Source organism: Pedobacter sp. ok626, from assembly GCF_900100435.1.
Lineage (GTDB): Bacteria > Bacteroidota > Bacteroidia > Sphingobacteriales > Sphingobacteriaceae > Pedobacter.
Map to the genome: position 1 here is coordinate 172,465 of NZ_FNEX01000008.1, position 25,154 is coordinate 197,618.

Annotated in this window: 23 protein-coding genes; 5 read left to right on the top strand and 18 right to left on the bottom strand. The window is 38.7% G+C overall.

Features of this window, described 5'->3' with window-relative positions; genetic code table 11:
- The first annotated feature begins 2 nt into the window (after positions 1-2).
- Positions 3-353 (top strand): hypothetical protein, encoded by a 351-nt coding sequence (locus BLS35_RS13355; RefSeq protein WP_090781757.1) that lies wholly within the window; start codon positions 3-5, stop codon positions 351-353.
- Positions 354-380: 27 nt separating this feature from the next.
- Positions 381-1,364 (top strand): LuxE/PaaK family acyltransferase, encoded by a 984-nt coding sequence (locus BLS35_RS13360; protein WP_090781759.1) that lies wholly within the window; start codon positions 381-383, stop codon positions 1,362-1,364.
- Here BLS35_RS13360 and BLS35_RS13365 read toward each other — a convergent pair.
- From BLS35_RS13365 to tyrS, 3 genes are all read right to left on the bottom strand, one after another.
- Entirely contained in the window at positions 1,361-1,813 is a 453-nt protein-coding gene (locus BLS35_RS13365) for an RES family NAD+ phosphorylase (RefSeq protein WP_090781761.1), read from the bottom strand. The two genes, BLS35_RS13360 and BLS35_RS13365, sit on opposite strands and share 4 nt — an antisense overlap.
- Positions 1,813-2,292: an MbcA/ParS/Xre antitoxin family protein gene (locus BLS35_RS13370; RefSeq protein ID WP_254778873.1), complete on the bottom strand. Its 480-nt coding sequence runs from the start codon at positions 2,290-2,292 to the stop codon at positions 1,813-1,815. Before BLS35_RS13370 ends, BLS35_RS13365 begins: the two co-directional genes overlap by 1 nt.
- A gap of 97 nt (positions 2,293-2,389) precedes the next feature.
- Positions 2,390-3,679, bottom strand: coding sequence for a tyrosine--tRNA ligase (gene tyrS / locus BLS35_RS13375; RefSeq protein WP_090781765.1), 1,290 nt, complete (start codon positions 3,677-3,679; stop codon positions 2,390-2,392).
- A gap of 103 nt (positions 3,680-3,782) precedes the next feature.
- On the opposite strand from tyrS, the gene BLS35_RS13380 reads away from it, so the two are divergent.
- From BLS35_RS13380 to dapA, 3 genes are read left to right on the top strand one after another with little or no spacing between them, the layout of a single operon-like run.
- Positions 3,783-4,463 (top strand): ACP phosphodiesterase, encoded by a 681-nt coding sequence (locus tag BLS35_RS13380; protein WP_090781767.1) that lies wholly within the window; start codon positions 3,783-3,785, stop codon positions 4,461-4,463.
- 54 nt (positions 4,464-4,517) lie between these two features.
- A complete protein-coding gene (gene ligA, locus BLS35_RS13385; protein WP_090781769.1) occupies positions 4,518-6,530 on the top strand; it encodes an NAD-dependent DNA ligase LigA in 2,013 nt (670 codons plus the stop codon).
- Between the two features lie 10 nt (positions 6,531-6,540).
- Positions 6,541-7,422: a 4-hydroxy-tetrahydrodipicolinate synthase gene (dapA, locus tag BLS35_RS13390; RefSeq protein WP_090781771.1), complete on the top strand. Its 882-nt coding sequence runs from the start codon at positions 6,541-6,543 to the stop codon at positions 7,420-7,422.
- Between the two features lie 53 nt (positions 7,423-7,475).
- Here the strand turns inward: dapA and BLS35_RS13395 are convergent, their stop codons facing one another.
- From BLS35_RS13395 to mraZ, 15 genes are all read right to left on the bottom strand, one after another.
- Positions 7,476-7,652 carry a histone H1 gene (locus BLS35_RS13395; RefSeq protein WP_090781773.1) on the bottom strand — a complete coding sequence of 59 codons (177 nt, stop codon included), beginning with the start codon at positions 7,650-7,652 and terminating at the stop codon, positions 7,476-7,478.
- 258 nt (positions 7,653-7,910) lie between these two features.
- Positions 7,911-9,152 (bottom strand): aminotransferase class I/II-fold pyridoxal phosphate-dependent enzyme, encoded by a 1,242-nt coding sequence (locus BLS35_RS13400; RefSeq protein WP_090781775.1) that lies wholly within the window; start codon positions 9,150-9,152, stop codon positions 7,911-7,913.
- Between the two features lie 167 nt (positions 9,153-9,319).
- On the bottom strand, positions 9,320-10,954 hold the full coding sequence (gene ftsZ / locus BLS35_RS13405; RefSeq protein ID WP_090781777.1) for a cell division protein FtsZ: 1,635 nt from the start codon (positions 10,952-10,954) through the stop codon (positions 9,320-9,322).
- A 129-nt stretch (positions 10,955-11,083) separates the two neighbouring features.
- Positions 11,084-12,445: a cell division protein FtsA gene (ftsA, locus tag BLS35_RS13410; RefSeq protein WP_090781779.1), complete on the bottom strand. Its 1,362-nt coding sequence runs from the start codon at positions 12,443-12,445 to the stop codon at positions 11,084-11,086.
- Between the two features lie 2 nt (positions 12,446-12,447).
- The gene (locus BLS35_RS13415; protein WP_090781781.1) at positions 12,448-13,410 is read right to left on the bottom strand and encodes a cell division protein FtsQ/DivIB; all 963 of its coding nucleotides are present in this window, start codon (positions 13,408-13,410) and stop codon (positions 12,448-12,450) included.
- Positions 13,403-14,758, bottom strand: coding sequence for a UDP-N-acetylmuramate--L-alanine ligase (gene murC, locus BLS35_RS13420; protein ID WP_090781783.1), 1,356 nt, complete (start codon positions 14,756-14,758; stop codon positions 13,403-13,405). Before murC ends, BLS35_RS13415 begins: the two co-directional genes overlap by 8 nt.
- A complete protein-coding gene (gene murG, locus BLS35_RS13425) occupies positions 14,758-15,873 on the bottom strand; it encodes an undecaprenyldiphospho-muramoylpentapeptide beta-N-acetylglucosaminyltransferase (RefSeq protein ID WP_090781907.1) in 1,116 nt (371 codons plus the stop codon). The genes murC and murG overlap by 1 nt, the downstream gene beginning before the upstream one ends.
- A 10-nt stretch (positions 15,874-15,883) precedes the next feature.
- Positions 15,884-17,050, bottom strand: a complete 1,167-nt coding sequence (locus BLS35_RS13430; RefSeq protein WP_090781785.1) for an FtsW/RodA/SpoVE family cell cycle protein — start codon at positions 17,048-17,050, stop codon at positions 15,884-15,886.
- A gap of 2 nt (positions 17,051-17,052) precedes the next feature.
- Positions 17,053-18,396: a UDP-N-acetylmuramoyl-L-alanine--D-glutamate ligase gene (gene murD / locus BLS35_RS13435; protein WP_090781787.1), complete on the bottom strand. Its 1,344-nt coding sequence runs from the start codon at positions 18,394-18,396 to the stop codon at positions 17,053-17,055.
- Complete coding sequence (mraY, locus tag BLS35_RS13440) at positions 18,396-19,646, bottom strand: phospho-N-acetylmuramoyl-pentapeptide-transferase (RefSeq protein ID WP_090781789.1); 1,251 nt, start codon at positions 19,644-19,646, stop codon at positions 18,396-18,398. The genes murD and mraY overlap by 1 nt, the downstream gene beginning before the upstream one ends.
- On the bottom strand, positions 19,646-21,100 hold the full coding sequence (locus BLS35_RS13445) for a UDP-N-acetylmuramoyl-L-alanyl-D-glutamate--2,6-diaminopimelate ligase (protein ID WP_090781791.1): 1,455 nt from the start codon (positions 21,098-21,100) through the stop codon (positions 19,646-19,648). The genes mraY and BLS35_RS13445 overlap by 1 nt, the downstream gene beginning before the upstream one ends.
- A gap of 1 nt (position 21,101) precedes the next feature.
- Positions 21,102-23,204, bottom strand: a complete 2,103-nt coding sequence (locus BLS35_RS13450) for a penicillin-binding protein (protein WP_090781793.1) — start codon at positions 23,202-23,204, stop codon at positions 21,102-21,104.
- Positions 23,188-23,619, bottom strand: a complete 432-nt coding sequence (locus BLS35_RS13455; RefSeq protein ID WP_090781795.1) for an FtsL-like putative cell division protein — start codon at positions 23,617-23,619, stop codon at positions 23,188-23,190. Before BLS35_RS13455 ends, BLS35_RS13450 begins: the two co-directional genes overlap by 17 nt.
- Positions 23,616-24,521, bottom strand: a complete 906-nt coding sequence (gene rsmH, locus BLS35_RS13460) for a 16S rRNA (cytosine(1402)-N(4))-methyltransferase RsmH (RefSeq protein ID WP_090781797.1) — start codon at positions 24,519-24,521, stop codon at positions 23,616-23,618. Before rsmH ends, BLS35_RS13455 begins: the two co-directional genes overlap by 4 nt.
- A complete protein-coding gene (gene mraZ / locus BLS35_RS13465) occupies positions 24,511-24,984 on the bottom strand; it encodes a division/cell wall cluster transcriptional repressor MraZ (protein ID WP_090781799.1) in 474 nt (157 codons plus the stop codon). The genes rsmH and mraZ overlap by 11 nt, the downstream gene beginning before the upstream one ends.
- Positions 24,985-25,154: the final 170 nt, after the last annotated feature.

Below are 25,154 nucleotides of genomic sequence, written 5' to 3' on the forward strand. Positions count from 1 at the left end.
TTATGGTATTCATAGTAATTGTTATCCTATCCTTTTTACTCCAGATGGTATTGCCATGGTGGATCATTATTATCATTTCTTTTGTTACTTGCGGGTTAATTGGCAAAACGGGTAAAATAGCTTTATGGGCACCTTTTTTCGCTATCCTCTTACTTTGGACGGCTATAGCACTTTTTAAAACGCTACCAAATGACAATATATTAGCCACCAGGGTCGCCCAAATGTTTGGTATACAGGACTGGTGGCTCATATTAGTACTTACTGCTTTACTGGGTGCTTTTACAGCAGGAGTTAGCGGCTTTTGCGGATACCATTTCAGAAAAGCCGTACTTGTAACTAAAACGAATCCTTAATTAAAAATTGTTGCGTATTTTTGCGGCGTGACTGATCTGACAAAGCAAATCTTTTCTATCAGCAATGTGCATGAGTTTGAACAAACCAGCCTTGCTGTATTTAATCACCAGGCCAAAAATTGCCAGGTCTATAAAGAATATATTTCTCACCTGAGGATAAATCCAAAGGAGGTGAGCAGCTCAGCACAAATCCCTTTTCTGCCCATCAGCTTTTTTAAAACACACGAGGTGCTCAGCTCTACTAATGCTCCTGAGATTGTATTTAGCAGTTCGGGCACCACAGGAATGGTCCAAAGCCGACATTTGGTTACCGCAGTCGAGGTGTATGAACAAAGTTTTAATCTGGCCTTTGAGCAGTTTTATGGGAAGATAGAAAACACTTGTTTGCTTGCCCTGCTCCCCTCTTACCTCGAAAGAGACGGCTCATCACTGATATACATGGTCGACGCCTTGTTAAAACAAAGTAAACATCCCGACAGTGGTTATTTCCTTCATAACCATGATGATCTGTATCATAAACTTCAAAAACTACAGCAAACCAATCAAAAGACCATATTAATAGGCGTTACCTATGCTTTACTGGATTTTATCGAGCAGCATAAACTACATTTTCCAAATCTAATCGTAATGGAAACCGGTGGTATGAAAGGTAAAAGAAAGGAAATGGTACGTGAAGAACTCCATCAACTTTTGCAAGAAGGTTTTGGTGTAAATACCATTCACAGTGAATACGGGATGACCGAATTGTTATCTCAAGCTTATTCTTCAGGAATTGGTATATTCAACAGTCCAGCCTGGATGAAGATCTACCTTCGTGATACCAATGACCCTTTGAGTTTAGCGCCGAACAACAGAACCGGTGGGATTAATGTAATAGATCTGGCCAATATCAACTCCTGTGCTTTTATTGCAACGCAAGACTTGGGCAGATTATTTCCGGATGGTTCATTTGAAGTGCTAGGTCGTTTCGATAATGCCGATATCAGGGGCTGCAACCTATTGGTAGGTTAGTACAATCGCTTGTCAAATATAAACGGTTTACTATCTACAATTTTCACCTTAGCTAAAAGAGGATGATTTACATTTAAAATGTAATTGCATTCATCTTCAACAATTGCTGAAGGAACCTTTAACAGCAAGCTACTATTGTTTTTTACAAAAACATCTCCCCTTTTCTTCAACAAAGATGGCGAAGGGAAACTATTCCAATTTTTAGGTAAAAGATGCTTTTCCAACTCTTCAATGCTGTGATCAGGAACATCAAAAACAGTCATACAAAAACTTTCAGGATCTTGTACGGTAGTGAAATGCGCCAATACTTCAAGGGCTGCCAATGCTCTGCTGCTGGCCAAATACAACATAGGCACACCTACACTGTTCCAGCGTCCGCCAAATAATCTGGCACCTTCGCCACTCATATCTCTGGCTCTCTTACAAAGCGAAATCCTATAAAGTAACATTAGCTAAAAACACCGTATTCTATGCGACCAAGTGTTTGTAAAATAAGCTCAAAGCCTATAGAAGTATCCAAAAGGTTTAAAGGTGTTTCTCCGTTTAAGGTATAATTGGGCGTTTTCATCCAATCATTAAAATTATCCAGCGTACCGAAAACTTCTGTACCACGCTGGTACAATCTGGCCAATTCTATGGCCTTTTCGGCATGTTCGGTTTTAATGAGTGTGGCTGGAGTATAACGCTGTAGCGTACGTTCTGAGATATGCATGATACTGGCCACCTCCTGAATAGTAAGGGAAATTTGTTTAACAAGGCTTACCAATGCCTTTTTAGAAACTCCTTTACGAGCAAGATTTAGCAGATCAAAATCTGTTGACACCGCATAATTACTACCTAAAAGCCCTAATAACGAGGTTTGATTTAGCGCCCCATAGGCTACAGCTGGCTCTGATAATTCGGTGTTGGTTTCTGGTTTCTTTTTCATCTCCATCAGACATTATACACAAATATACTTCTTTTTGTCCGATAAACCAACACATCAACCCCAATAAAAACACCCCAACTTTACCTAAACCAGCTAATTACGCATTAGCAATCAGCAAAAAGTAGTTCTTCTTACCTTTCTGAACGATAATGAACTGATCATTTAAGAGGTCAGAAGTGCTTAGTTTATCTGCCGGGTCTTTCAATTTCTCTTTGTTTACAGACACACCGCCACCTTGAATCAATTTCTTTGCTTCTCCTTTTGAGGCAAACACACTTGATTTTTCAGCAAGTAACGTCGCTGCATCGATCCCTTCTGTCAATTCTTTTTTTGAAATTGAAAATTGAGGAATACCTTCAAAGATTTCTAAAACCTGAGCTTCGGATAATGTTTTAAAAAACGCTAATGAGCCATTTCCAAACAAGAATTCAGAAGTCTTCACTGCGGTTTCTAAGGCTTCTTCTGAATGGGTTCTGATGGTAATATCTTCAGCCAAAGCTTTTTGCAAAATACGTAAATGAGGGGCAGCATTATGCTCAACCTCCAGCGCTTCAATTTCTTCTTGCGTTTTTAACGTAAATATCCTAATCCATTTTTTGGTGTCCTCATCAGAAGCATTTAACCAGAATTGGTAGAATTTATAAGGAGAAGTTTTTTTAGGATCTAACCATACCGCACCACTTTCGGTTTTGCCGAACTTGGTACCATCTGCCTTTTTAATCAATTGAGTTGTGATTGCAAAAGCCGTCCCCCCATCTTTACGTCTAATCAATTCTGTACCGGTAACGATATTCCCCCATTGATCCGAACCACCCATCTGAATAAGGCAGTTCATATTTTTCCATAAATAGTAGAAATCATATCCCTGGATCAATTGATAGCAGAATTCAGTAAAAGAGAGTCCAGAATCACCCTCAAGGCGTCTTTTCACACTATCCTTAGCCATCATATAGTTGACCGTGATGTGCTTACCAACGTCTCTGATAAAGGTAAACAGATTCATATTTCTAAACCAATCCGCATTGTTAACCATTACGGCACCATTACCTTCTTCCGAAAAGTTAAGGAATTTAGAAAGTTGCGCCTTCATTCCTGCCAGATAAAGCTCAATGGTTTCTTCGGTTTGAAGATTTCGCTCGTCAGATTTTCCAGAAGGGTCACCAACCATTCCTGTAGCCCCACCTACCAAAGCATAGGGTTTATGTCCCGCGCGTTGGAAATGAATAAGTGTCATGATCTGTGTAAGGTGTCCAATATGCAGGGAATCTGCAGTCGGATCAAAACCTATATAGCCAGATGTCATTCCTTCACTTAACTTTTCTTCAGTGCCAGGCATCATATCCTGTAACATGCCTCTCCAGCGTAACTCTTCAACGAAATTGGTCATTATAATCTACTTTTGTCCGCAAATATAGGAAAAGCTAGGTTATCCTTAAATTTGATAACCGCTTAAAACGGCTTATTGAACAATTATCGTTAATTTTAGCTCCATGAACTTCTTATCCCATTTTTATTTTGAAAGAAATAATCCAGATGAAAATATGGTATTAGGAGTTGTATTGCCAGATTTTATTAAAAACGCGCAAAAAGATTACAACCTATACCCACTCAAAATCAGGCATTTATTTGAAGAAGAGCCACATCAGATCTCGATCTTAAATGGTTGGAAAAAACACATAGAAGTAGATCAGATCTTTCACTCATCGCCATTCTTTCAGCAACGCACTAATGAACTGAAACAATTGATCCTTCCATCTTGCGAAAACAGTCCGGTTAAACCATTTTTTTTAGCGCACATCGGATTAGAGTTGGTTTTGGACCATTTACTAACGGTAGATGGATTGGTTAACATCAATACCTTTTACGATCAGCTGACCCGCGCAAATAAAACTGCCTTAAACGACTTCTTACATACATCTTCTTTAGAAGATACCGATGTATTTTTCAAATTCCTCAACAGTTTCATTTCCAGCAGATATCTCTTCAGTTATCAAAAAATAGAGAACATATCTTATGCGCTCAACCAGATTTGTAAACGCCTATGGAACAATCCATTTACAGAAATTCAGTTATCCGAATTAACAGCACAACTTGATATATTTAAGGACACTATTAAAACGGATTACCTATCCATTTTTAAGGACATTGAAGAACAGCTAAAAACCAGGTAAAAAATTCTTCAAATCTAAATCAGCTACTATAGCTAATTTGTATCTTCGCAGACTATGTCAATATTAGAGGTAAAAGACAAAATGGAAGCGTTGGTTAAGGAGCTTAACCAGCACAGTTACAATTATTATGTGTTGGCTATGCCTACCATTGCTGATTATACTTTTGATCAAAAATTAGAAGAGCTACATCAACTAGAACTGGCACATCCTGAATTTGCCGACCCCAACTCCCCTACACAAAAGGTAGGTGGAGAAATTACGAAAACTTTTACTACTGTAAAGCACAAATGGCCAATGCTATCATTGGGCAATACCTATAGCGAACAGGATTTGAGGGATTTTGATGAGCGAATAAAAAAAGCGATAGGTGAAAACTTTGAATATGTATGTGAACTAAAGTTTGATGGATTATCCATTAGTTTAACTTACGACGGTTCTAAACTCGTAAGAGCAGTAACGCGTGGCGACGGCACTCAAGGTGATGATGTGACCACAAATGTTAAAACAATACAGACCATTCCGCATCAATTAAAGGCTAAGGACGTACCACCCTTATTTGAAATTAGGGGTGAAATATTTATGCACCGGGCTGCTTTTGAGCGATTGAATAGAGAACGCGAAGAATTAGGAGAAGTACAATATGCCAACCCTAGAAACTTTGCCGCTGGCACTGTTAAAATGCAGGATTCAGCAGAAGTAGCAAAGCGTCCATTGGATTGTTTTCTCTACTCATTAAATACAGACAAAGACTACTTTAAAACACATTGGGAAAGTCTACAAACTTTAAAAAAATGGGGTTTTAATGTATGTGAACATACTAAACTAACTAATAACATTGATTCGGTATTGGCATTTATCCAGCATTGGGAAAATGAACGCTTCAAATTGTCGTACGACATTGATGGAATCGTGATTAAAGTAAATAGCTACGCGCAACAACAAGAATTGGGCTTTACAGCGAAATCTCCACGTTGGGCTATTTCTTACAAATACAAAGCACAGGAAGTGGAAACAATTCTGGAGAAGGTTACCTATCAGGTAGGCCGAACCGGAGCGGTAACCCCAGTTGCCAACCTAAAACCAGTACAACTTGCGGGGACAACAGTAAAAAGAGCAACACTACACAATGCCAATGAAATAGAGCGCCTGGATTTGCACGAAGGCGACAGTGTTTTTGTTGAAAAAGGCGGTGAGATTATCCCAAAAATTATTAGTGTAAACGTCGATAAACGTAAAGCTGGAGCTGTACCTGTTATTTACCCAACAATATGCCCGGAGTGCAACACACCATTGATCAGAAAAGAAGGTGAAGTAGCATTTTACTGTCCAAATGATGAGGCCTGCCCACCACAAATAGTTGGAAAAATCCAACATTTCATTGGTAGAAAAGCCATGAATATTGATGGATTAGGCGACGAGACGATTGAAACATTCTATCAGCGTGGACTGGTTAATCACATCAGTGATCTATATACCTTACATGAAAAAGCCGAAGATTTAAAAACCTTGGAGCGTTTTGGCGAAAAATCCATTGAGAACATGCTAAAGGGCATTGAACTTTCCAAACTAATGCCTTTCGAGAAAGTCTTATTCGGACTAGGCATCAGATATGTAGGTGAAACTGTTGCAAAAAAACTAGCTTTCGGTACAAAAAATATCGACAATCTGGCTTCAGCTAGCCTGGAGGAACTGGTAAGCATTGACGAAATAGGTCAACGCATTGCTGAAAGCATTATTGAATATTTCGGAAAACCTGAACATATACAGCAAATAGCGCTTTTAAAGGCCTATGGTTTGCAGCTTGAAGCAGTAGAAAATGAAATTACATTACAAAGTGATAAGTTAACTGGAAAAACATTCGTAATTTCAGGCGTTTTTGAAAACTATAGCAGAGAAGAGCTCAAAAACATGATTGAAAGTAATGGTGGTAAGATATTAAGCGGCATCTCTGCGAAACTTAATTATCTTGTTGCCGGAGATAATATGGGACCATCCAAATTAGAAAAAGCAAAAAAATTAAACGTACCGCTTATTTCAGAGGATGATTTATTAGAGCTATTGAAGTAAAGAATAAAAAATGAACAAATTTCACGGAACAGGGGTAGCAATAGTTACGCCTTTTAATGCAGATGGAACGGTAGATTACGATGGGTTAAAAAGACTCATCAACCACTTAATTGAAGGAAAGGTTGAATATCTGGTATCATTAGGTACTACAGGAGAGGCCTCAACACTAAATAAAGAAGATAAGCAGAAGATATGGGAATTTACTGCCGAAGTTAATAATGGCCGCTTGCCATTGGTTGCCGGTATTGGTGGCAATGACACTGCTGAAGTAGCAAACAGCATTAAAACTTTCGAGGTTAATGGTTACGATGCCATATTATCTGCTAGCCCATATTACAATAAACCAACACAAGAAGGAATATATCAACATTATAAAGCCATCAGCGAAAGTAGCTCATTGCCTATTTTTCTTTACAATGTACCTGGACGTACTGCAAGTAATGTAAGTCCTGAGACTACATGTAGACTAGCTAGCGACTTCAAAAACATCATTGGCACCAAAGAAGCTTCTGGCAATTTTGATCAGTTTAACCAGATCATGCGTGATAAACCTGCTGATTTCTTACTGATCTCCGGAGATGATCCAGTTGCTATGCCTATGATCTCATTAGGAGCTGTTGGAGTTATTTCTGTTATTGGAAATGCTTTCCCGAAACAATTGTCTGATATGATCAGGTTATCACTTAATGGTGATTATGCTGCTGCACAGCCAAAGCACTTAAGTTTAATCGAAATCACAAGAATGATGTTCGCAGAGGGCAATCCTGCAGGCGTAAAGGCCGCGTTAAAACATTTGGGCATATGTGATGACCATGTTCGTTTGCCGCTTGTAAAAGTCTCTGATACGCTTAGAAAAGCAATTATAGCCGAAACTAATAAGCTCACCGCATAAAAAAAGCGTCTCGAAATCCCGAGACGCTTTTTTTTTCGATACAATAAAGCTAATTAAGCCTTGTTTTTAGTGTCCTGAACCTCTAAACGGATAGCTTGAGCTAGGTTTTTAAGATCTTGCATACCTTTACGTACACGAGTTCCAGCAGCACTGTTTGCTTTGTTGTAGAATTTGTCTGCGTCAGCCTCTAAGGTTGCAACAAGTTCCTTTACTTCATTAAATTTTTTCATCGTTAATTCGCTTCTTTAGTTTATTAAGGTTTTGATTAATACTCTCTTACTAAAGTAAGATGTTTATTTTAATAAAAGAATTTTTGCAATAACAAATAAACATGCGAAAACCCTCTTTTTTTCCACATTATGCAGGTTTATAAACAATTATCACGCTTTCGAACCAATCAAACACCTGAATAACAGCAGAATACGAAATAAAAGAAATAAAAAACCACCTTTATGCGTACATAAAGGTGGTTTTTATTTTGTTAAATATTAAGCTATTGAAAACTGATTTTCTTTATAATACCCACTTTTCAATTTATCTGACACTTCACTAAAAGCATCTAGCGTACGCTGTACATCTTCGATTGTGTGAACAGCAGTAGGAATCAACCTCAACTCAATTAGTCCCTTAGGGATAACCGGATAAACTACAATTGAACAGAATATGCCATAGTTCTCACGAAGATCCATTGTTAGTGCTGTAGCTTCCAACAACTCACCTTTTAAGAAAACAGGTGTAACCATTGTATTGGTAACTCCCAGATCAAAACCACGGTCTCTTAACCCCTTTTGAAGAGTGGTAGCTACATTCCATAATTTATCTCTTAATTCAGAGTTGTTTTTAAGCAATTCCAGTCGTTTTAACAAACCGATAACCATTGGCATTGGCAATGCCTTAGCAAAGGTCTGAGAACGCATATTATACCTGAAAAAGTTAGTCATTTCTTCAGTCGACGCGACAAAGGCACCTATTCCGGCCATCGACTTTGCGAAAGTACCAAAATAAACATCTACCCCATCAATACAATCTTGCGCTTCATGTGTACCGGCACCTGTAGGGCCCATGGTACCAAAGCCATGCGCATCATCAATTAATAACCGGAAATTGAAGTCCTTTTTTAAATCAACAAGTTCTTTCAATTTTCCCTGAGCACCCGACATTCCAAAAACACCTTCGGTGATCACCAATATACCACCACCACTCTGCTCTACCAATTTAGTAGCTCTTTCCAGTTGTTTGCGAGCACTATCTATATCATTATGCTTATAAACAAAACGTTTACCCATATGCAGGCGTAAACCATCAATAATACAAGCATGAGATTCTGCATCATATACAATTACATCATTTCTATCTACCAAACTATCGATAATAGAAACCATGCCCTGATAGCCAAAGTTTAAAAGAAACGCATCTGGTTTACCTACAAATGCTGCAAGCTCCTGCTCCAATTGCTCATGGTATTTAGAGTTACCAGACATCATTCTGGCACCCATAGGATAAGCCATACCAAAATCCGCTGCCCCCTGTGCATCTGCCTTTCGTACTTCCGGGTGATTGGCTAACCCCAAATAATTATTCAAACTCCAAACCAAATGCTCTTTACCACGAAAATTCATATGGGGAGCTATATCGCCTTCTAATTTAGGAAATGAGAAATATCCATGAGACCATTTGTGATGTTGACCAAGGGGCCCCATGTGTTTCGCTATCTTTTCAAAAATATCCAATGTTATATGTATTTTAAGTTATTATTTTTTTACAAAGTTATGGTTAATATAGCTGATATAAAATAATTGACATTCTATGACGCATTACTTACACAAGCATAATATATTGATACCAAAAAGCCTTAGCAAAAATTGCTAAGGCTTTTTGGTATTCCGATTAGGTTAAATTAATCAACATTATCGTGAAGGAAAGAGTTATTTGGTCTGATCTCAGTAGATCCATCTTCGTCGTTACTTAAAGTAAATCTAGATACCTGAGACTCCGAAGAATGTTGAACCTGCTGCAATTGCATTTGCTTACGTTTATATGCAGGTTCGTTTTCTAGTTCCTGCAAACCATTGCTGGTTCTTAGTTTCATGCTCAAATCTTTCAATCTAAGAATTCTCTCCTTAGATTTCTTTAATTGATCTTCGATCGACTCATCATTTTTATCGTCATCAGCACCTGCTTCAATAATCTCTTCCCTTTGAGGAACGATGTCATTATTAAAAACAGTTGTTGGTTTTTCGAACACAAAATCAGTCTCTGCAACTTTAATCTCAAATTCAAAACCAGAATCCTTTGGAGTCTCTACAAAGGGAGTTTCCTCTTCAATCAAAGTATGCCTTACAACTGTATTGGCTGGCTCTTCAGCATTTCTGCTCTTGTTTGGATTAAACAAATCTGCAAAAAGATCGGATTGTTTAATTTCTTCTTTGGCCTTCATTACCGGTTCGTTCGTATAAACCGGAGCTTTAGGCTCTATAAATGAATTTACAGGCTCAACCGGTCTAACCAACGGAGCCTCTTCAGGCGTAAGCAAAGAGATCTTTTTTACATTCTTTTTCTCTTCGTCACGTTGCTCAGTAGTTTGGAAACCAGTTGCAATAATGGTAACCGATAATTTGTCTTCAAGACTTTCATCGATACAATTACCCCAGATCAAATCAGCAGAAAGACCAGCTTTTTCCTGAATGTAATCCGTAATAATAGTTACCTCGTCCATGGTTACTTCACGTAGGCCAGAACTTATATTTAACAAGATATACCTTGCTCCTTCGATCTCGTTATCTTTCAACAATGGAGAAGCTAAAGCACCCTCAACTGCATTCAATGCTCTGTTCTCACCATCACAAGCAAAACTACCCATTATAGATACACCGCTATCTTTCATAACAGTACGTACATCTTTAAAATCCACGTTGATGTATCCAGGAACAGTAATGATCTCTGCAATGCCTTTTGCAGCAGTTGTTAAAATATCATCAGCCTGAGAGAATGCAGAACCTAAAGTAAGGTTACCAAAGATTTCACGCAAGCGATCGTTAGATATCACTAAATAGGAATCGACATATTTTTTCAGTTCATCCAAACCATCATTTGCTTGCATCTTCCGTCTCTTACCTTCAAAAGCAAAAGGCGTAGTTACGATGGCAACAGTTAAAATGTCAAGTTCTTTCGCTGCTTTGGCAATAATAGGACTGGCACCTGTTCCGGTTCCACCACCCATACCGGCAGTTATGAATAACATTTTTGTTGTGCTACCAAGCATCTGCTTGATGTCGTCTATATTCTCTATAGCCGAATTTTTCCCAACTTCGGGAATTGAGCCTGCACCCATACCTTCGGTAAGACTGGCACCCAACTGAACCTTATTAGGAATAGGACTAAACTCCAAAGCCTGGGCATCTGTATTACAAATAATAAAGTCTACACCAGTAATTCCTTGACGGTACATATGGTTTACCGCATTACCACCACCGCCACCAACACCAATTACCTTGATGATTGATGACTTATCTTTTAACATTTCGAACTGCATATCTTTATGAATCAGTTATTTAAAAATTCGTTTTACCTGTTCATCTCTCTATGTAATATTAACACTTTTTTAACAGGCGTTTTCCACAAATGTTGATAATGTGGAAAAGTTAGTCATTGTGGATAAATATTACGGTTTTATATAATCTTCGTCACTCACATTCATATCATCTTTGATAAAATCCTTTGTCTTAGCAAGGAGTTTATCAAACAATCCACCACCCGAACGCTTCGTTTTTTCTTTAACTTCTTTAGCCTTTTCTACAAAAACACCAGGTTGTTTCATCTCCTCTAATAACTCTTCAGCTTTTTGGATACCCTTGATCAACAAACCAACACTGGTTGCATACATTGGACTTTTCAAATCATCATAAATGGTTTTCTGCATGTCTTCATACTTAGACAAATGCTCATTCGGATAACCAACGCGGCAATCTAAACCAGTTACATACTCTACCAATTGAGACAGGTGTTTCAATAAAGCACCACCACCAGTAATCACTACTCCACCAATCAGCTTTTTCTCATAACCTGATGATTTGATTTCGTAATACACATGCTCAATGATTTCTTCCATACGGGCCTGGATTACATAAGCAAGGTTTTTAACAGAAATCTCTTTAGGCTCCCTTCCTCTTAATCCAGGAACGCAAATAATTTCATTTTCTTTATTTTCTTCAGCCAGGGCCGATCCAAAGCGGGTCTTTAATAGCTCAGCCTGATTTCTCATTACAGAGCAGCCCTCACGGATATCTTCTGTAACACTATTACCTCCAAACGGAATAACTGCCGTATGACGGATGATACCTTCATGGAAAATAGCAATATCTGTAGTACCACCACCAATATCAACCAGGGCAATACCAGCTTCTTTTTCTTCGTCGCTCAACACCGATTCTGAAGAAGCCAGGGGTTCTAAAATTAATTCCTGAGTTTGTAACCCGGCATTGGTTACGCATCTCATGATGTTTTTCACAGCAGTTACCTGACCAGAAATGATATGGAAGTTAGCCTCAAGGCGTACACCAGCCATACCAATCGGATCTTTTACACCCGGCTCATTGTCGATTGTAAATTCCTGTGGTAAAACATGGATGATTTCTTCTCCCGGGGGCATAACCAGTTTAAACATATCATCAATTAATTTATCGATATCTTTTTTTCCAATCTCAGTATTTAGCTCGCGACGAGTTAAAATACCTCTATGTTGCAAACTTTTGATATGCTGTCCTGCAATACCTACATTCACAACGCGGATTTCAACATTTGATTGCCCACTTGCCAATTCAACTGCTTGCGATATCCCTTGTACAGTTTTCTGAATATTAGAAACAACACCACGAGTAACCCCCGCCGATTCTGCTTTTCCTATTCCTAAAACTTCTATTTTTCCATGCTGTGTTCTACGACCAACGATCACACAGATCTTAGTAGTACCGATGTCTAATCCGACTACTATTGGAGATTGAATGGTAGATTTTTCTTTGCCCATAACTATATCGATTTGTTGAGTTTATTACTTGTTTTTCCTGGTATCTTTTTATCTTTTTCTTTTTCACTACCCCCTTCACTCTGTATATCCGTTGCAATTTGCTTTCGGACAACAGAATCAACGAGTTTTCTGCTCTGTTTGGCAGTATCTGTTCCACGATCCTTAATCACCTCGCCGGTTAAGGAATCTATCTTGTTCTTTTCACAAACAACCTGATTAATGTATTTTACATTGATGGTCTTATAAGTGTTCCAGCCTACTTTTGGTATCGCTTTCTTGTAAAAAGCAAGCAGGTTTGTCATCTTGGTTTCCAGTGAATCAGCCGTACCTAAAATAATACGGTGATTACCTACCCTTGGAATCAACTCTATATCTTTAGCATTATTCACATACAATTGCTCAATCTGAGCGTCCCATAATGTATCCTGTTTAACGTATAAAGCTACCTTATACAAATCTACAGCCAACTTGCTAATTAGCGTATCTACTTTACCGCTAAAGTGCTCCATTATATCGCCATTTGCAGCTAAAACATTAGCCGTAAAATTGGGCGAAACAGGCATTTTTAATCCATTACTATCTATATAGTAATCCTGTCCTGCAGAATTAATCACCCTCAAAATAGGCTGCCTTTGTTTAATTTCTATCTGAATCACCCCATTCATGTCAGCATATACCGTAGCATAAGCAATGTATGGATTGGCGATGATGTTCTTCTCAATACGCTGCAAGTTGATACCTGCCAGGTTCTGGCCAATTAACGCCCCCTGACTCTGTTTTAAAATAGCATCAACCTCTTCCCGCTCTATAAAATTATCCGCTCCCGGAATCAGGATTTTAACATTGGTACAAACCAATTTTTTCTTTTTGCCGTCAACGAAACTCATCAGCACAACCAAGCCGGCCAGACAAACAATCCAGGCAAAACATTTAAAAATTGGTTTCCAATTAATCCTTTTAAGCATGAGTCAAAATGGCTTTAAGTGGTTGTATCAATGTATCTATATCTCCAGCCCCTACAGTTAAAAGTAACTCAGGCTTATTGTTTTCTATGTAGGCAGACACTAAATCTTTCCCACATAGCTCTTTATCTTTCAGTGAAATCTTATCCAGCAACATTTGCGAATTCACACCCACAAGAGGCAATTCACGAGCAGGATAAATCTCCAGCAACAGCAAATGATCAGCTGTACTTAAAACTTTTGCAAAATCATCCGCAAAATCACGGGTACGTGTAAACAGGTGTGGCTGAAAAATTACTGTTAATTTTTTATCAGGATACAACTGTCTAACCGCATCAAAACACGCACGAAGCTCTTCAGGATGATGTGCATAATCATCAATATAAATGTGATCAGATGTGTTTACTATATATTCGAATCTTCTTTTAACTCCTTTAAAAGAACCAATCGCTTCCTTAATCTTTTGAGCATCTATACCAAGTTTAAGTGCAACAGCAATTGCAGCTATCGCATTTTCAACATTATGCTTGCCTGGCAACATTAGCTGGATATCAGTAATAGCTACATCTGCATCCACATAATCAAACGCAAACCTCGAACCTTCAACCCTAATATTCTGCCCTTTAATTTGAGAAGACATCCCAACGCTATAACTTACACCATTCGCTAAAGGGAGTCCATTTTTAACAAACAAAGTTCCACCTGGTTTCAGTTGTCCGGCAAACATCTTAAACGATTCTTCTAAATGACCTGCATCACCATAAATATCTAAATGATCAGCATCCATCGAAGTAACCACGGATATATCCGGATGAAGCGTCAAAAAAGAACGATCATATTCATCAGCTTCAACAACAACTACATTGTTATCTCCGATAATGAAATTGCTATTGTAATTCGAAGCTATCCCACCTAAAAAAGCAGTACAACCATAGCCACTTGCAATTAAAACATGCGCTACAATGGACGATGTTGTTGTTTTGCCATGCGTACCCGCAACAGCAATACAAAACTGGCCTTTACTAATGATGCCCAGAACCTCAGAACGTTTCTTCAAAATAAAGCCATTGTCCTTAAAATAATTTAAGATCTCTGAATTTTTAGGAATCGCCGGTGTATATACAATCAACGTATCCTTATTCTTCTCATGGAATGTAACTGGTAAAACCGATTCGTCATCCATATAAGAAACCAGAATACCCTCCTGCTCTAAAGCGACAGTCAAGTTGGTTCGCGTTTTATCATAACCACAAACTACACAGCCACGTTTAGCAAAATAGCGAGCAATAGCACTCATTCCAATACCACCAATACCAACAAAATAAACACGTTGTATATTATTCAGTTCCATTAGCTATTTGCCCCCCTTCCTGCTAATAACATTACTTCTGCTGCAATCACTTGATCAGCATCAGGTAAAGCCATTTTACCTATATTATCAGCGTAAATTGAACTTCGCTCTTTGTCATTCAATAAACTCAAAGCCTCTTTCACGAGAATGTCCTCAGCCGACTGATCTACAATCATCAAAGCCGCATTGTTTTTCACCAATGCCAATGCATTCTTTGTCTGATGATCTTCAGCCACATTTGGCGAAGGAACCAGTATAACCGGCTTTTTAATCATGCACAATTCAGCAATTGTTCCTGCACCTGCCCGTGAGATAATCACATCAGCGGCAGCATAAGCCAAATCCATTTTATTCAAAAACTCCAAAATCCGAACATTAGGATTAAAATCAAGTCCCAAACGCTCAACAATTCCTTTGTAATAATATTTACCAGTTTGCCAGATCAATTGTACATCAGCATCAATAAAATCAAGAATATGTTTTTCAATACTCTTGTTTAATGTCCCAGCACCTAAACTTCCACCTGTCACCAATATCGTTTTCTTCAATGGATCAAGCTTTAGTAATTCAGCACCGGCATAATGCTTGTTCAAAACATCAACCACATCTTTTCTTACCGGATTACCAGTTTTAAGTAACTTATCAGCAGGGAAAAATTGTTCCATTCCATCAAATGCAACACAAACCTTAGACGCCTTTTTTCCCAGCCACTTATTGGTCATACCAGCATAAGAATTTTGCTCTTGTATCAGGTATGGAATATTCTTTAATGATGCAGCAAACAGAATTGGTCCAGATGCATATCCACCAACCCCAACTACTACATCCGGTTTAAAATCAGCAATGATCTGCAAGGCTTTGCGCATGCTTCCAAGCAGTTTAAACGGCAAACCTAAATTCTTTACAATAGAACCTCGTTGTATACCACTGATGTTTAAACCAATAATTTTATATCCGGCAGCTGGAACTTTATCCATTTCCATCCTACCATTTGCCCCAACAAATAAAATTTCACAGCCAGGCTCCATACGCCTTAGCGCATTAGCTATCGATATGGCTGGAAATATATGCCCGCCAGTACCGCCTCCTGAAATAATTATCCTTGTTGGTCTCATCTTTCTATTTTTATGCCATTGCAGGTATTTCACCAACAATTACTTTTTTACTTCCCTGCTCTTCTACGTCTCTGCTTACGCTCAATATAATACCAAAGGCAATACTTGTAAATATCATCGACGTTCCACCCATACTTACCAATGGTAATGGAACACCTGTAACAGGACCTAAACCAACAGCTACCGCCATGTTGGCAAACGCCTGTATCGTTAAACTAAAGCTTAACCCTGCAGCCAGCAAAGCCCCGAAAGCCTTCGGGCTTTGGGTTACAATTCGCACGCATCGGTAAAGCAAAACGAGATACAATAACATCACTGTCATCGCCCCCATTAATCCATATTCTTCTACTATAATTGCAAAAATAAAATCCGAATATGGGTGTGGTAAAAAGTTACGCTGAGTACTATTCCCAGGGCCCTTACCAAATACCCCACCAGTTGCCAATGCAATTTTCGATTGATCAGCCTGGTAAGTCTTATCAGAATGTTGCAACTCAGGATGTAAAAATGAATTTACCCTGGATTTATACGTCGCAGCCCTTGGTCCTAAAAACACAATAAATAGCAACAATATTGCACCACCTGCACACACCATACTAATCTGCTTAATACTGATCCTTCCAATAATCAGCAGCAAAATACTTACCCCAAACAGCATAATAGCTGTAGATAAATTGGCCCAGGCGATTAACACAAATACCGCACACACAGAACCCATGATCGGTATAAATGCTTTTCTAACATCCTTAATATTCTCTTGTTTCTTCGTCAGCATCCTGGCCAGGAAAGTAATCAGGGCAATTTTGGCTAAATCTGAAGTCTGAAAGGTTAAACCAATCAAAGGAATCTTTACCCAGCGAGATGCATCGTTAATATTTGCACCAAAAACAGCTGTATAAAACAAGAGGGGAATCGTAATGATCATTAAAACCTTGGAAATCCCTGCATAATATTTATAGTCCAATAAATGCGCAATATAGATCATACCAATCCCCATCACCACAAAGATCAAGTGCTTGGTTAGCAAGATCTTCTCTACAGTTTTACCCGTCTTATAAGCATAAGTTCCGGTCGCACTGTAAACGGTAAGTATAGAAATTAGCGACAAAAGGATAATGATCAGCCAAATCCAGCGATCTCCTTTTGTTTTATCTAAAAGCTTATTTATCGCAGTCATAATTACAATTCTTTAACAGCAGCCTTAAATTGGTTACCACGGTCTTCATAGTTCTTAAACAAATCAAAACTGGCACATGCCGGAGACAACAATACTGTGTTTCCCTTTTTTGCCAGATGATAAGCTACCTGAACCGCCTCGTGTGCAGAGAATGTGTTTACAATAATCTCCACATCATCTTCAAAAGCTTCATGAATCCGTTTATTATCTTTACCTAAACATACAATCGCCTTAACCTTCTGGCGCACCATATCTTTCAGCATGTCATAATCATTACCTTTATCAACACCACCCATAATTAAGATCACATCAGCGCCAACACTTTCCAATGCATACCAGGTAGAGTTCACATTGGTAGCCTTAGAATCATTGATGTAATCAACTCCAGAAATTTTGGCAACATGCTCTAACCTATGTTCAATGTTTCTAAAATCACCCATACTCTCACGTATAGAACTATTTCTAATCTCTAATACCTTAGCCACGATGCCAGATGCCATAGAGTTATAAATATTGTGCTTTCCTTGTAAGGCTAATTCTGTAATAGACATGATTAATGGATCGTTTAGGTTTATGTTGATGTGTATGTTGTTGTCTTCAAGGTAAGCGCCTTCTTCAATCTTCTTTCGAATTGAAAAAGGATATTTTTTTGAATTGACTTTAGCATTTTTCAATGCTTTTAAAGTCTCTTCGTCATCAGCACAGTAGATAAAAATATCATCACTGCTCTGATTTTGAACAATACGCATTTTTGATGCGGCGTAATTGTCCAGTTTATAATCATAGCGATCTAAATGATCAGGTGTTATATTTAATAAAACAGCTATATCAGCTTTAAAATCATACATATCATCCAACATAAAGCTGGATATTTCCAATACGTACCAATCAAAATCCGATGTAGCCACCTGCGCAGCAAAACTCTGCCCGATGTTACCTGCCAACCCAATGTTCAAACCTGCATTCTTCAAAACATGATAAGTCAACATTGTTGTCGTTGTCTTACCATTAGAACCAGTGATACAAATGGTTTTTGCATTAGTATAGCGTTTGGCAAATTCAATTTCAGACACTACCGGGATCTGCTTCGCTTTAATTTCTTTAATGATCCCCGCAGCATCAGGTATCCCCGGACTCTTAATCACTTCAACAGCTTTAAGAATTTCCGCCCGACTGTGCGTATGCTCTTCAAAAGGAATATTTAGCTCCTGCAACTTCTCTTTATATTGCGTAGGAATTGTACCGAAATCAGACAAAAACACGTCAAAACCTTGCTTCTGCGCTAGCATTGCTGCACCTACACCACTTTCTCCACCACCTAAAATTGCGATCCTCTGCTTCTCCATTATCTTAATTTTAAGGTGATGATGGTAATGATCGCTAACAATATGCTAATGATCCAGAATCTAGTTACAATCTTAGCTTCATGATATCCTTTCTTCTGGTAATGGTGATGCAAAGGAGACATTAGGAAAATCCTTCTGCCTTCGCCAAACCGTTTCTTGGTGTACTTAAAATAAGATACCTGAATCATCACAGATAAAATCTCAATTAAGAAAACACCGCATAAAACAGGAATCAGCAATTCCTTTCTAATCATAATGGCAAATGCCGCAATGATTCCACCAATAGCCAAACTTCCCGTATCCCCCATAAATACCTGGGCAGGATAAGAGTTGTACCATAAAAACCCTACGCAAGCCCCAACAAAGGCACCCGCAAAAATCATCAGCTCACCCGAATTTGGGATGTACATAATATTGAGGTAGTCGGCAATTACTGTATTACCAGATACATAAGCTAACAATCCAAGTGTAATTCCTATAATCGCAGACGTCCCCGTTGCTAAGCCATCGATTCCGTCAGTAATATTCGCCCCATTAGATACCCCCGCAATAATTATGACAGTGATAAAAATGAAAACCAGGGCCGCATATTTTTCATAGCCATCGCCTAAAAACTTAAGCACTTTAGCATAGTCAAATTCATTGTTTTTATAAAAAGGAACATTAGTCAAGGTAGACTTTACATCCTGAGTATAATAAAAACTCTCCCCTTTTTGTCTTAAAACCATTGGAGCTGTAGCAACTTTAGCAACACCAACCTCTTCCACCGTTTGCCTAACCACAATATTCGGATGGTAGTACATTGTACAACCTATGATTAAACCAAGGCCAACCTGTCCAACAATTTTAAACCTACCGGCTAACCCTTCTTTATTCTTCTTAAATACTTTGATGTAGTCATCCAAAAATCCAACAGCGCCCATCCAAACAGTAGTAATGAGCATCAAAATCACATAGATATTGGTTAAGTTGGCCAGCAACAATGTTGGCAGCAAAATACCGAGCAAAATGATGATACCACCCATCGTAGGTGTACCTTGTTTCTGCATCTGGCCTTCCAATCCAAGATTCCTTACGGTCTCTCCAACCTGCATTTTATGTAGATAATTGATCAGCCTTCTACCATAAACAGTAGTGATGATCAGCGAAAGGATAACCGCCAAAGAAGTACGGAAAGTGATGTATTGAAACAATCTCAATCCAGGGAAATCGTAATGCTGGTTCAGGTATTCAAATAAATAATATAACATTAGCTGATCAAGTTTAATTGTTCCATTAATACTTCCTTATCATCAAAATGATACCTCACCCCATTTATCTCCTGATACTTTTCGTGCCCTTTACCTGCAAGCACAATAATATCCCCAGGCTTAGCCAAATGGCAAGCTGTTTTAATCGCCTCTCTTCTATCTACTATACTCAAAGTTTTACGCCTATTTGTCGGAGAAACCCCCTTTTCCATCTCCTCTACTATCGTTTGCGGATTTTCAGTCCTTGGATTGTCCGAAGTCAGAATTACCTTATCACTCCAATCACAAGCTACCTGAGCCATAATCGGACGTTTGGTTTTATCCCTATCCCCGCCACAACCTATAATGGTAATCACCTGCTCCGTTCCCTTTCTAATGTCGTGTATCGTACTCAATACGTTCTGAACAGCATCAGGCGTATGCGCATAATCCACAATTCCGATAATACCGTTAGCAGTCATATAATCAAACCGCCCCTCAGCACCAGTCAAACTAGTCAAAGTAGTCAACACCGTCAGTTGATCCTGATCAAGCAACATTGCGGTACCATAAACTGCCAATAAATTATAAGCATTAAATGAACCCACCAGCTTAAAGAAAACATCAGCGTGATCAATATTCAGATGCAAACCATTAAAACTATTTTCAATAATATTAGCTTTAAAATCCGCAAGCTGCTTTAAGGCATAAGTCTTTTTCACTGCCTTCGTATTCTGCAGCATAACCATCCCATTTTTGTCATCCAGATTGGTTAAGGCAAAAGCCGAAGATGGCAACACGTCAAAAAATGCTTTCTTCGCTTTGATATAATTATCAAACGTTTTATGAAAATCCAGGTGATCATGTGTAATGTTAGAAAACACACCACCAGCAAAACTTAAGCCCTCTATTCTATGCTGAACAACAGCATGTGAGCTCACTTCCATAAAACAGTAATCACAACCCGCATCAACCATATCCTGCAAAAGCACATTCAATGCTATCGGATTAGGAGTGGTATGCGTTGCCCCAATCACACGATCATTAACATGATTCTCAACCGTCGAAATCAGACCAACTTTATAACCCAACTCACGAAACAACTTAAACAATAAGGTAGCTATGGTTGTCTTACCATTCGTACCTGTGATACCAATCAACTGCAATTTAGCAGAAGGATTGCCATAGAAATTCGCCGCCATTTTACCAAGCGCCACCGAACTATCGGCCACCTGAATGTAAGTTACCTCAGCAACAGTTTCCTCAGGAATCTGTTCGCAAACCACTACAGAAACACCCGCGCTTACCACGCTATTGATGTAAGCATGACCGTCAGACAAAGTGCCTTTCATTGCAAAAAACACATCATCCTTTTTCACCTGACGAGAATCAAATACCAAAGCACCAACCTCCTTATTGGTATTCCCAACCAGGTTAGTTATTGCTATTCCATATAAAATTTCCTGCAGCTGCATCTTATTGTAAATCTATTTGTACTGATAAACCTTTTCCTATTTTACTTCCAGCAGCGATAGATTGATTCACAACCTTTCCACTACCTTTCACTCTGGCTTTTAAGCCAGCATTACCCAAAAGATATAAAGCATCTTTTAAGCCCATCCCTCTCACATCAGGCATCACTCCCTTTACCAAGTTAAATTCTTCGTAAACAATACCATTACTAGTATCAACACTATTAAAGTAATCCGATTTAGCAGCATACAAAGCTTTAACCCCCAAAGCATTATACACCCTTTTAACCGCTTTACTCTGACCAGCTTTAGCTTCCGGATTAATGGTATTACCAACAAAATGCGCTGTAATGTTATTATACATTTCCATATCACTCGCGTAAATACGATCCGCTATTTCTTTAAATACCGGACCAGCAACCGTTGCACCGTAATACCCATTTTTAGGCCCGTTAATAGACACTATGATAGAATACTTAGGTTTATCTGCCGGAAAATACCCGCAAAACGAAGCTTGATAGCTTGGCTTACCCTTATAACCTTTACGCCCATCAGCAACCTGAGCTGTACCTGTTTTTCCTGCAACCCTATACAATGGAGAACCCATCAGTTTACCAGTCCCCTTGGTCACAACCGACTCTAACATCGCTTGCAACTTTTTAATTGTTTTTTCAGAACAGATACGATCAGAAATCACTCTTGCCTGAAACTGCTCAATTGGATTACCCAAACGTCTAATCTCTTTTACAAAAATTGGCGCAATGTATTTCCCATCATTGGCAACAGCATTATAAAATGTCAACATTTGCAATGGCGTAATCAGCATTTCGTAACCATAAGCCATTTGCGGCAAGGTCAAATTCTTGTTCCAACTTTTAAACTTCGGATTCTTAATCACCGGTTTTGTTTCACCAGGAATCTGCAATCCCAACCTCTCATTCATATGAATATCATAAAAATGATCTGTAAACTGAGCTGGATCATCCTGATAATGCATATTTACCAACTTAGCAACCGCCGTATTTGCCGATTGCTCAAAAGCTTTCATCACTGTAACTGTACCTATTCCACCATGAGAATCCTTAATCGTATGCCCTTTAACCCTGTAAGTACCGTCACCCGTAGACACCAGAGTGTTTGTATCTACTTTCTTATCTTCCAACAATGCCATATAAGAAGCCAACTTAAAAGTTGACCCCGGATCCTGACTACCACCTATAGCGTAATTAAACTGCTCCTCATAAACCCCCTTACTTACCTGGGTATAATTAGCCACAGCCCTAACTTCTCCGGTAGCAACCTCCATCAAAATAACCGTACCATAATCAGCATCGCTAATTTTCAATTGCTTTTCCAGTGCTGTCTGCACAAGGTCCTGCATATTGATATCAATCGTAGATATAATATCAGCTCCTTCTTTAGGCGCTACCTCAGCCTCATCATTAACAGGCATCCAAACACCACCCGAAATACGTTGAACCAATCGTTTACCACTTTCGCCGTTAATATATTCTCCAAAAGCACCTTCCAAACCAACGCCATTTGGAACATTCTCGTTCTTATACCCAATGGTTCTGGCCGCTAAAAATTTAAAGGGCCTTATTCTTTTATTTTGCTGAACTGCAATCAAACCACCTGTATACTTTCCAATATTAAACATTGGAAAAGTCCTGATCGTCTTTAATTCCTGATAACCAACCTTACGTTTAATCAACAAATAACGAACACTATCCCTACGTGCAGCACGCAAGTAACGCGAATATTCTTTAGGCGTTTTATCCTTAAAAAACTGAGACAAACTAAACGCCAACGAATCTACCTTCTCATTAAAAATATCTTTATCCTGTATCCCACCAGCAAACAAATCCATTCTCAATTCATACTCAGGAATAGAGGTTGCCAGCAAACTACCGTCTATTGAATAAATATTACCCCTGGCAGCTTCAATATTGATATACTTTGTAGAGAGACTATCGGCCATGGCACGCCATTTATGTCCCTCCACAAACTGTACATCGCATAGTCTGACCAATACTGCCACGGCAAGCAGTACAATCAGCCCGAAGGACAGATAAACACGTAATAAGATGTTATCTCTGATATTCATTACTGTTTATTACAATTTTTTTAGGTGGCTCAGTCAGTTCTTTAATCCCTAATGTGTCTACTTTTTTTGCTACTTCCGTCAATTTACTCTTAAACATCAAATCAGCTTTTAGTGACTTATATTCCCAACTCAGCTCTTTTACTTCTTTATTTAACTTATCAATACTCCTGATATTCTTCACAGCCATATGGCTATTCGCTATGTACAGCATACATAAAACCGAAAGAAATATCAAAAACGGCAACATCTCCGTTGCAGCTTCTTTACTCACTACCCCTTCAGTAAACAGCTTTTTAAAAAAAGCATTACTACTTTCAGGTTCTTTTTGTTTAGGCTTAGGTTTAACCTTAACATCAATCTCCTCCTCCTCTAATTCCGGCTCTTCATCAAGATGCTCCCTAAACCTGTTGTTCATATCCGCTCTCCCACTCTTAACTTAGCACTCCGCGACCGACTATTACGTTCCAGCTCAGCCTCATCAGCCACTATAGCTTTCCTCGTAATCGCTTTAAACGGTTTTTGCTCGTTACCAAAAAAATCTTTATCCACCTCACCTCTAAACTTTCCCTTTGCAAGGAAATTTTTAACAGGCCTATCTTCTAATGAATGATATGACATCACTACTAAACGACCACCAGGTTTTATCACATCAGCAGTTTGCAACAGAAAATCTTCCAGCACTTTCATTTCGGCATTCACTTCAATGCGTAAAGCCTGAAAAACCTGCGCCATATATTTATGCTCTTTACCTTTAGGAATATGTGCCGCAGCAACCGTCTTAAAATCTGCCAATGTTAAAACCGGCCGATCAACACGCCCTGTAACGATAACCCTAGCTAAAGATTTTGCATTTTTAACCTCACCGTAAATGCCAAAAATTTTATGCAACTGATCTTCAGTATACGTATTCAAAACATCAGCAGCTGTTAACTTACCTTGTTTATCCATACGCATATCCAACGCAGCATCAAATCGAGTAGAAAAACCCCTCTCCGGCTCATTAAACTGATGAGAAGAGACCCCCAAATCAGCTAAAATACCGTCTACAGCTTTATAACCCAACAAACGCAGGTTATTTTTAAGAAAAGCAAAATTCTGATCTACAAAATGAAAACGAGGATCATCGATCTTATTTCTTTGCGCATCAGGATCCTGATCAAACGCAATTAAAACTCCGTCTTTACCTAATTTTTTAAGGATCTCACGAGAATGTCCACCTCCACCAAAAGTCACATCCACATACACGCCATCCGGCTTAATATTTAAGCCTTCCATACACTCCTTTAACAAAACAGGAACATGATAACTATTTTCCATCTTCCCCCCTGTTTTTATTTCCCATTACTTCCTGAGCCAGGAAAGCGAAATTCTCAGGCTCTTCATCAAACAAGGCTTCATAAGCCTTTTTCGACCAAACTTCCACCTTATCAAACTGACAAGCTAAAACAAGATCATCACTAATCTCAATGCCCACCGACTCCAATAACGACTTCGGCAAATTCACTCTTCCTGCAGCATCCAACGTCAAAGACGTCGCGCCGCGAGTAAAATAACGAATAAACGCTCTTGTTTTTGGTTCGTATTGGTTCAACTTACTCATCTCCTCCACCATGCTTTCCCAAACTTTTTTGGGATAAATCACCAAATGCTTCTCAAAGCCCCGGTTAATCACAAGTCCCTCATCCTCAACATTAGGCAATTGTTTTTTTAGACTCGAAGGGACCATCAAGCGGCCTTTCGCATCTAATTTACAATCAAACTCTCCTAATAGTTGTACCATTTCTCTATGTGCACTTTTTATGTAGTGTAAAAATAGATATTTCTACCACTTTTTACCACATTCTACCACAAAAAATTATCAACATATTTCATACCAATATTTTTCTGCCTTTAAACCATCAAAAACGCAGAAAATACGGTGGTAAACAAAAACAGGCGTTTCGTAAAAAA

What these genes read in the sequence shown, in the direction of transcription:
- BLS35_RS13355 (WP_090781757.1), top strand. Translation starts at nt 3, where the DNA reads ATGGTATTCATAGTAATTGTTATCCTATCCTTTTTACTCCAGATGGTA.
- BLS35_RS13365 (WP_090781761.1), bottom strand. Translation starts at nt 1,813, where the DNA reads ATGTTACTTTATAGGATTTCGCTTTGTAAGAGAGCCAGAGATATGAGT.
- BLS35_RS13370 (WP_254778873.1), bottom strand. Translation starts at nt 2,292, where the DNA reads ATGAAAAAGAAACCAGAAACCAACACCGAATTATCAGAGCCAGCTGTA.
- tyrS (WP_090781765.1), bottom strand. Translation starts at nt 3,679, where the DNA reads ATGACCAATTTCGTTGAAGAGTTACGCTGGAGAGGCATGTTACAGGAT.
- BLS35_RS13380 (WP_090781767.1), top strand. Translation starts at nt 3,783, where the DNA reads ATGAACTTCTTATCCCATTTTTATTTTGAAAGAAATAATCCAGATGAA.
- ligA (WP_090781769.1), top strand. Translation starts at nt 4,518, where the DNA reads ATGTCAATATTAGAGGTAAAAGACAAAATGGAAGCGTTGGTTAAGGAG.
- dapA (WP_090781771.1), top strand. Translation starts at nt 6,541, where the DNA reads ATGAACAAATTTCACGGAACAGGGGTAGCAATAGTTACGCCTTTTAAT.
- BLS35_RS13395 (WP_090781773.1), bottom strand. Translation starts at nt 7,652, where the DNA reads ATGAAAAAATTTAATGAAGTAAAGGAACTTGTTGCAACCTTAGAGGCT.
- ftsZ (WP_090781777.1), bottom strand. Translation starts at nt 10,954, where the DNA reads ATGCAGTTCGAAATGTTAAAAGATAAGTCATCAATCATCAAGGTAATT.
- ftsA (WP_090781779.1), bottom strand. Translation starts at nt 12,445, where the DNA reads ATGGGCAAAGAAAAATCTACCATTCAATCTCCAATAGTAGTCGGATTA.
- BLS35_RS13415 (WP_090781781.1), bottom strand. Translation starts at nt 13,410, where the DNA reads ATGCTTAAAAGGATTAATTGGAAACCAATTTTTAAATGTTTTGCCTGG.
- murC (WP_090781783.1), bottom strand. Translation starts at nt 14,758, where the DNA reads ATGGAACTGAATAATATACAACGTGTTTATTTTGTTGGTATTGGTGGT.
- murG (WP_090781907.1), bottom strand. Translation starts at nt 15,873, where the DNA reads ATGAGACCAACAAGGATAATTATTTCAGGAGGCGGTACTGGCGGGCAT.
- BLS35_RS13430 (WP_090781785.1), bottom strand. Translation starts at nt 17,050, where the DNA reads ATGACTGCGATAAATAAGCTTTTAGATAAAACAAAAGGAGATCGCTGG.
- murD (WP_090781787.1), bottom strand. Translation starts at nt 18,396, where the DNA reads ATGGAGAAGCAGAGGATCGCAATTTTAGGTGGTGGAGAAAGTGGTGTA.
- mraY (WP_090781789.1), bottom strand. Translation starts at nt 19,646, where the DNA reads ATGTTATATTATTTATTTGAATACCTGAACCAGCATTACGATTTCCCT.
- BLS35_RS13445 (WP_090781791.1), bottom strand. Translation starts at nt 21,100, where the DNA reads ATGCAGCTGCAGGAAATTTTATATGGAATAGCAATAACTAACCTGGTT.
- BLS35_RS13450 (WP_090781793.1), bottom strand. Translation starts at nt 23,204, where the DNA reads ATGAATATCAGAGATAACATCTTATTACGTGTTTATCTGTCCTTCGGG.
- BLS35_RS13455 (WP_090781795.1), bottom strand. Translation starts at nt 23,619, where the DNA reads ATGAACAACAGGTTTAGGGAGCATCTTGATGAAGAGCCGGAATTAGAG.
- rsmH (WP_090781797.1), bottom strand. Translation starts at nt 24,521, where the DNA reads ATGGAAAATAGTTATCATGTTCCTGTTTTGTTAAAGGAGTGTATGGAA.
- mraZ (WP_090781799.1), bottom strand. Translation starts at nt 24,984, where the DNA reads ATGGTACAACTATTAGGAGAGTTTGATTGTAAATTAGATGCGAAAGGC.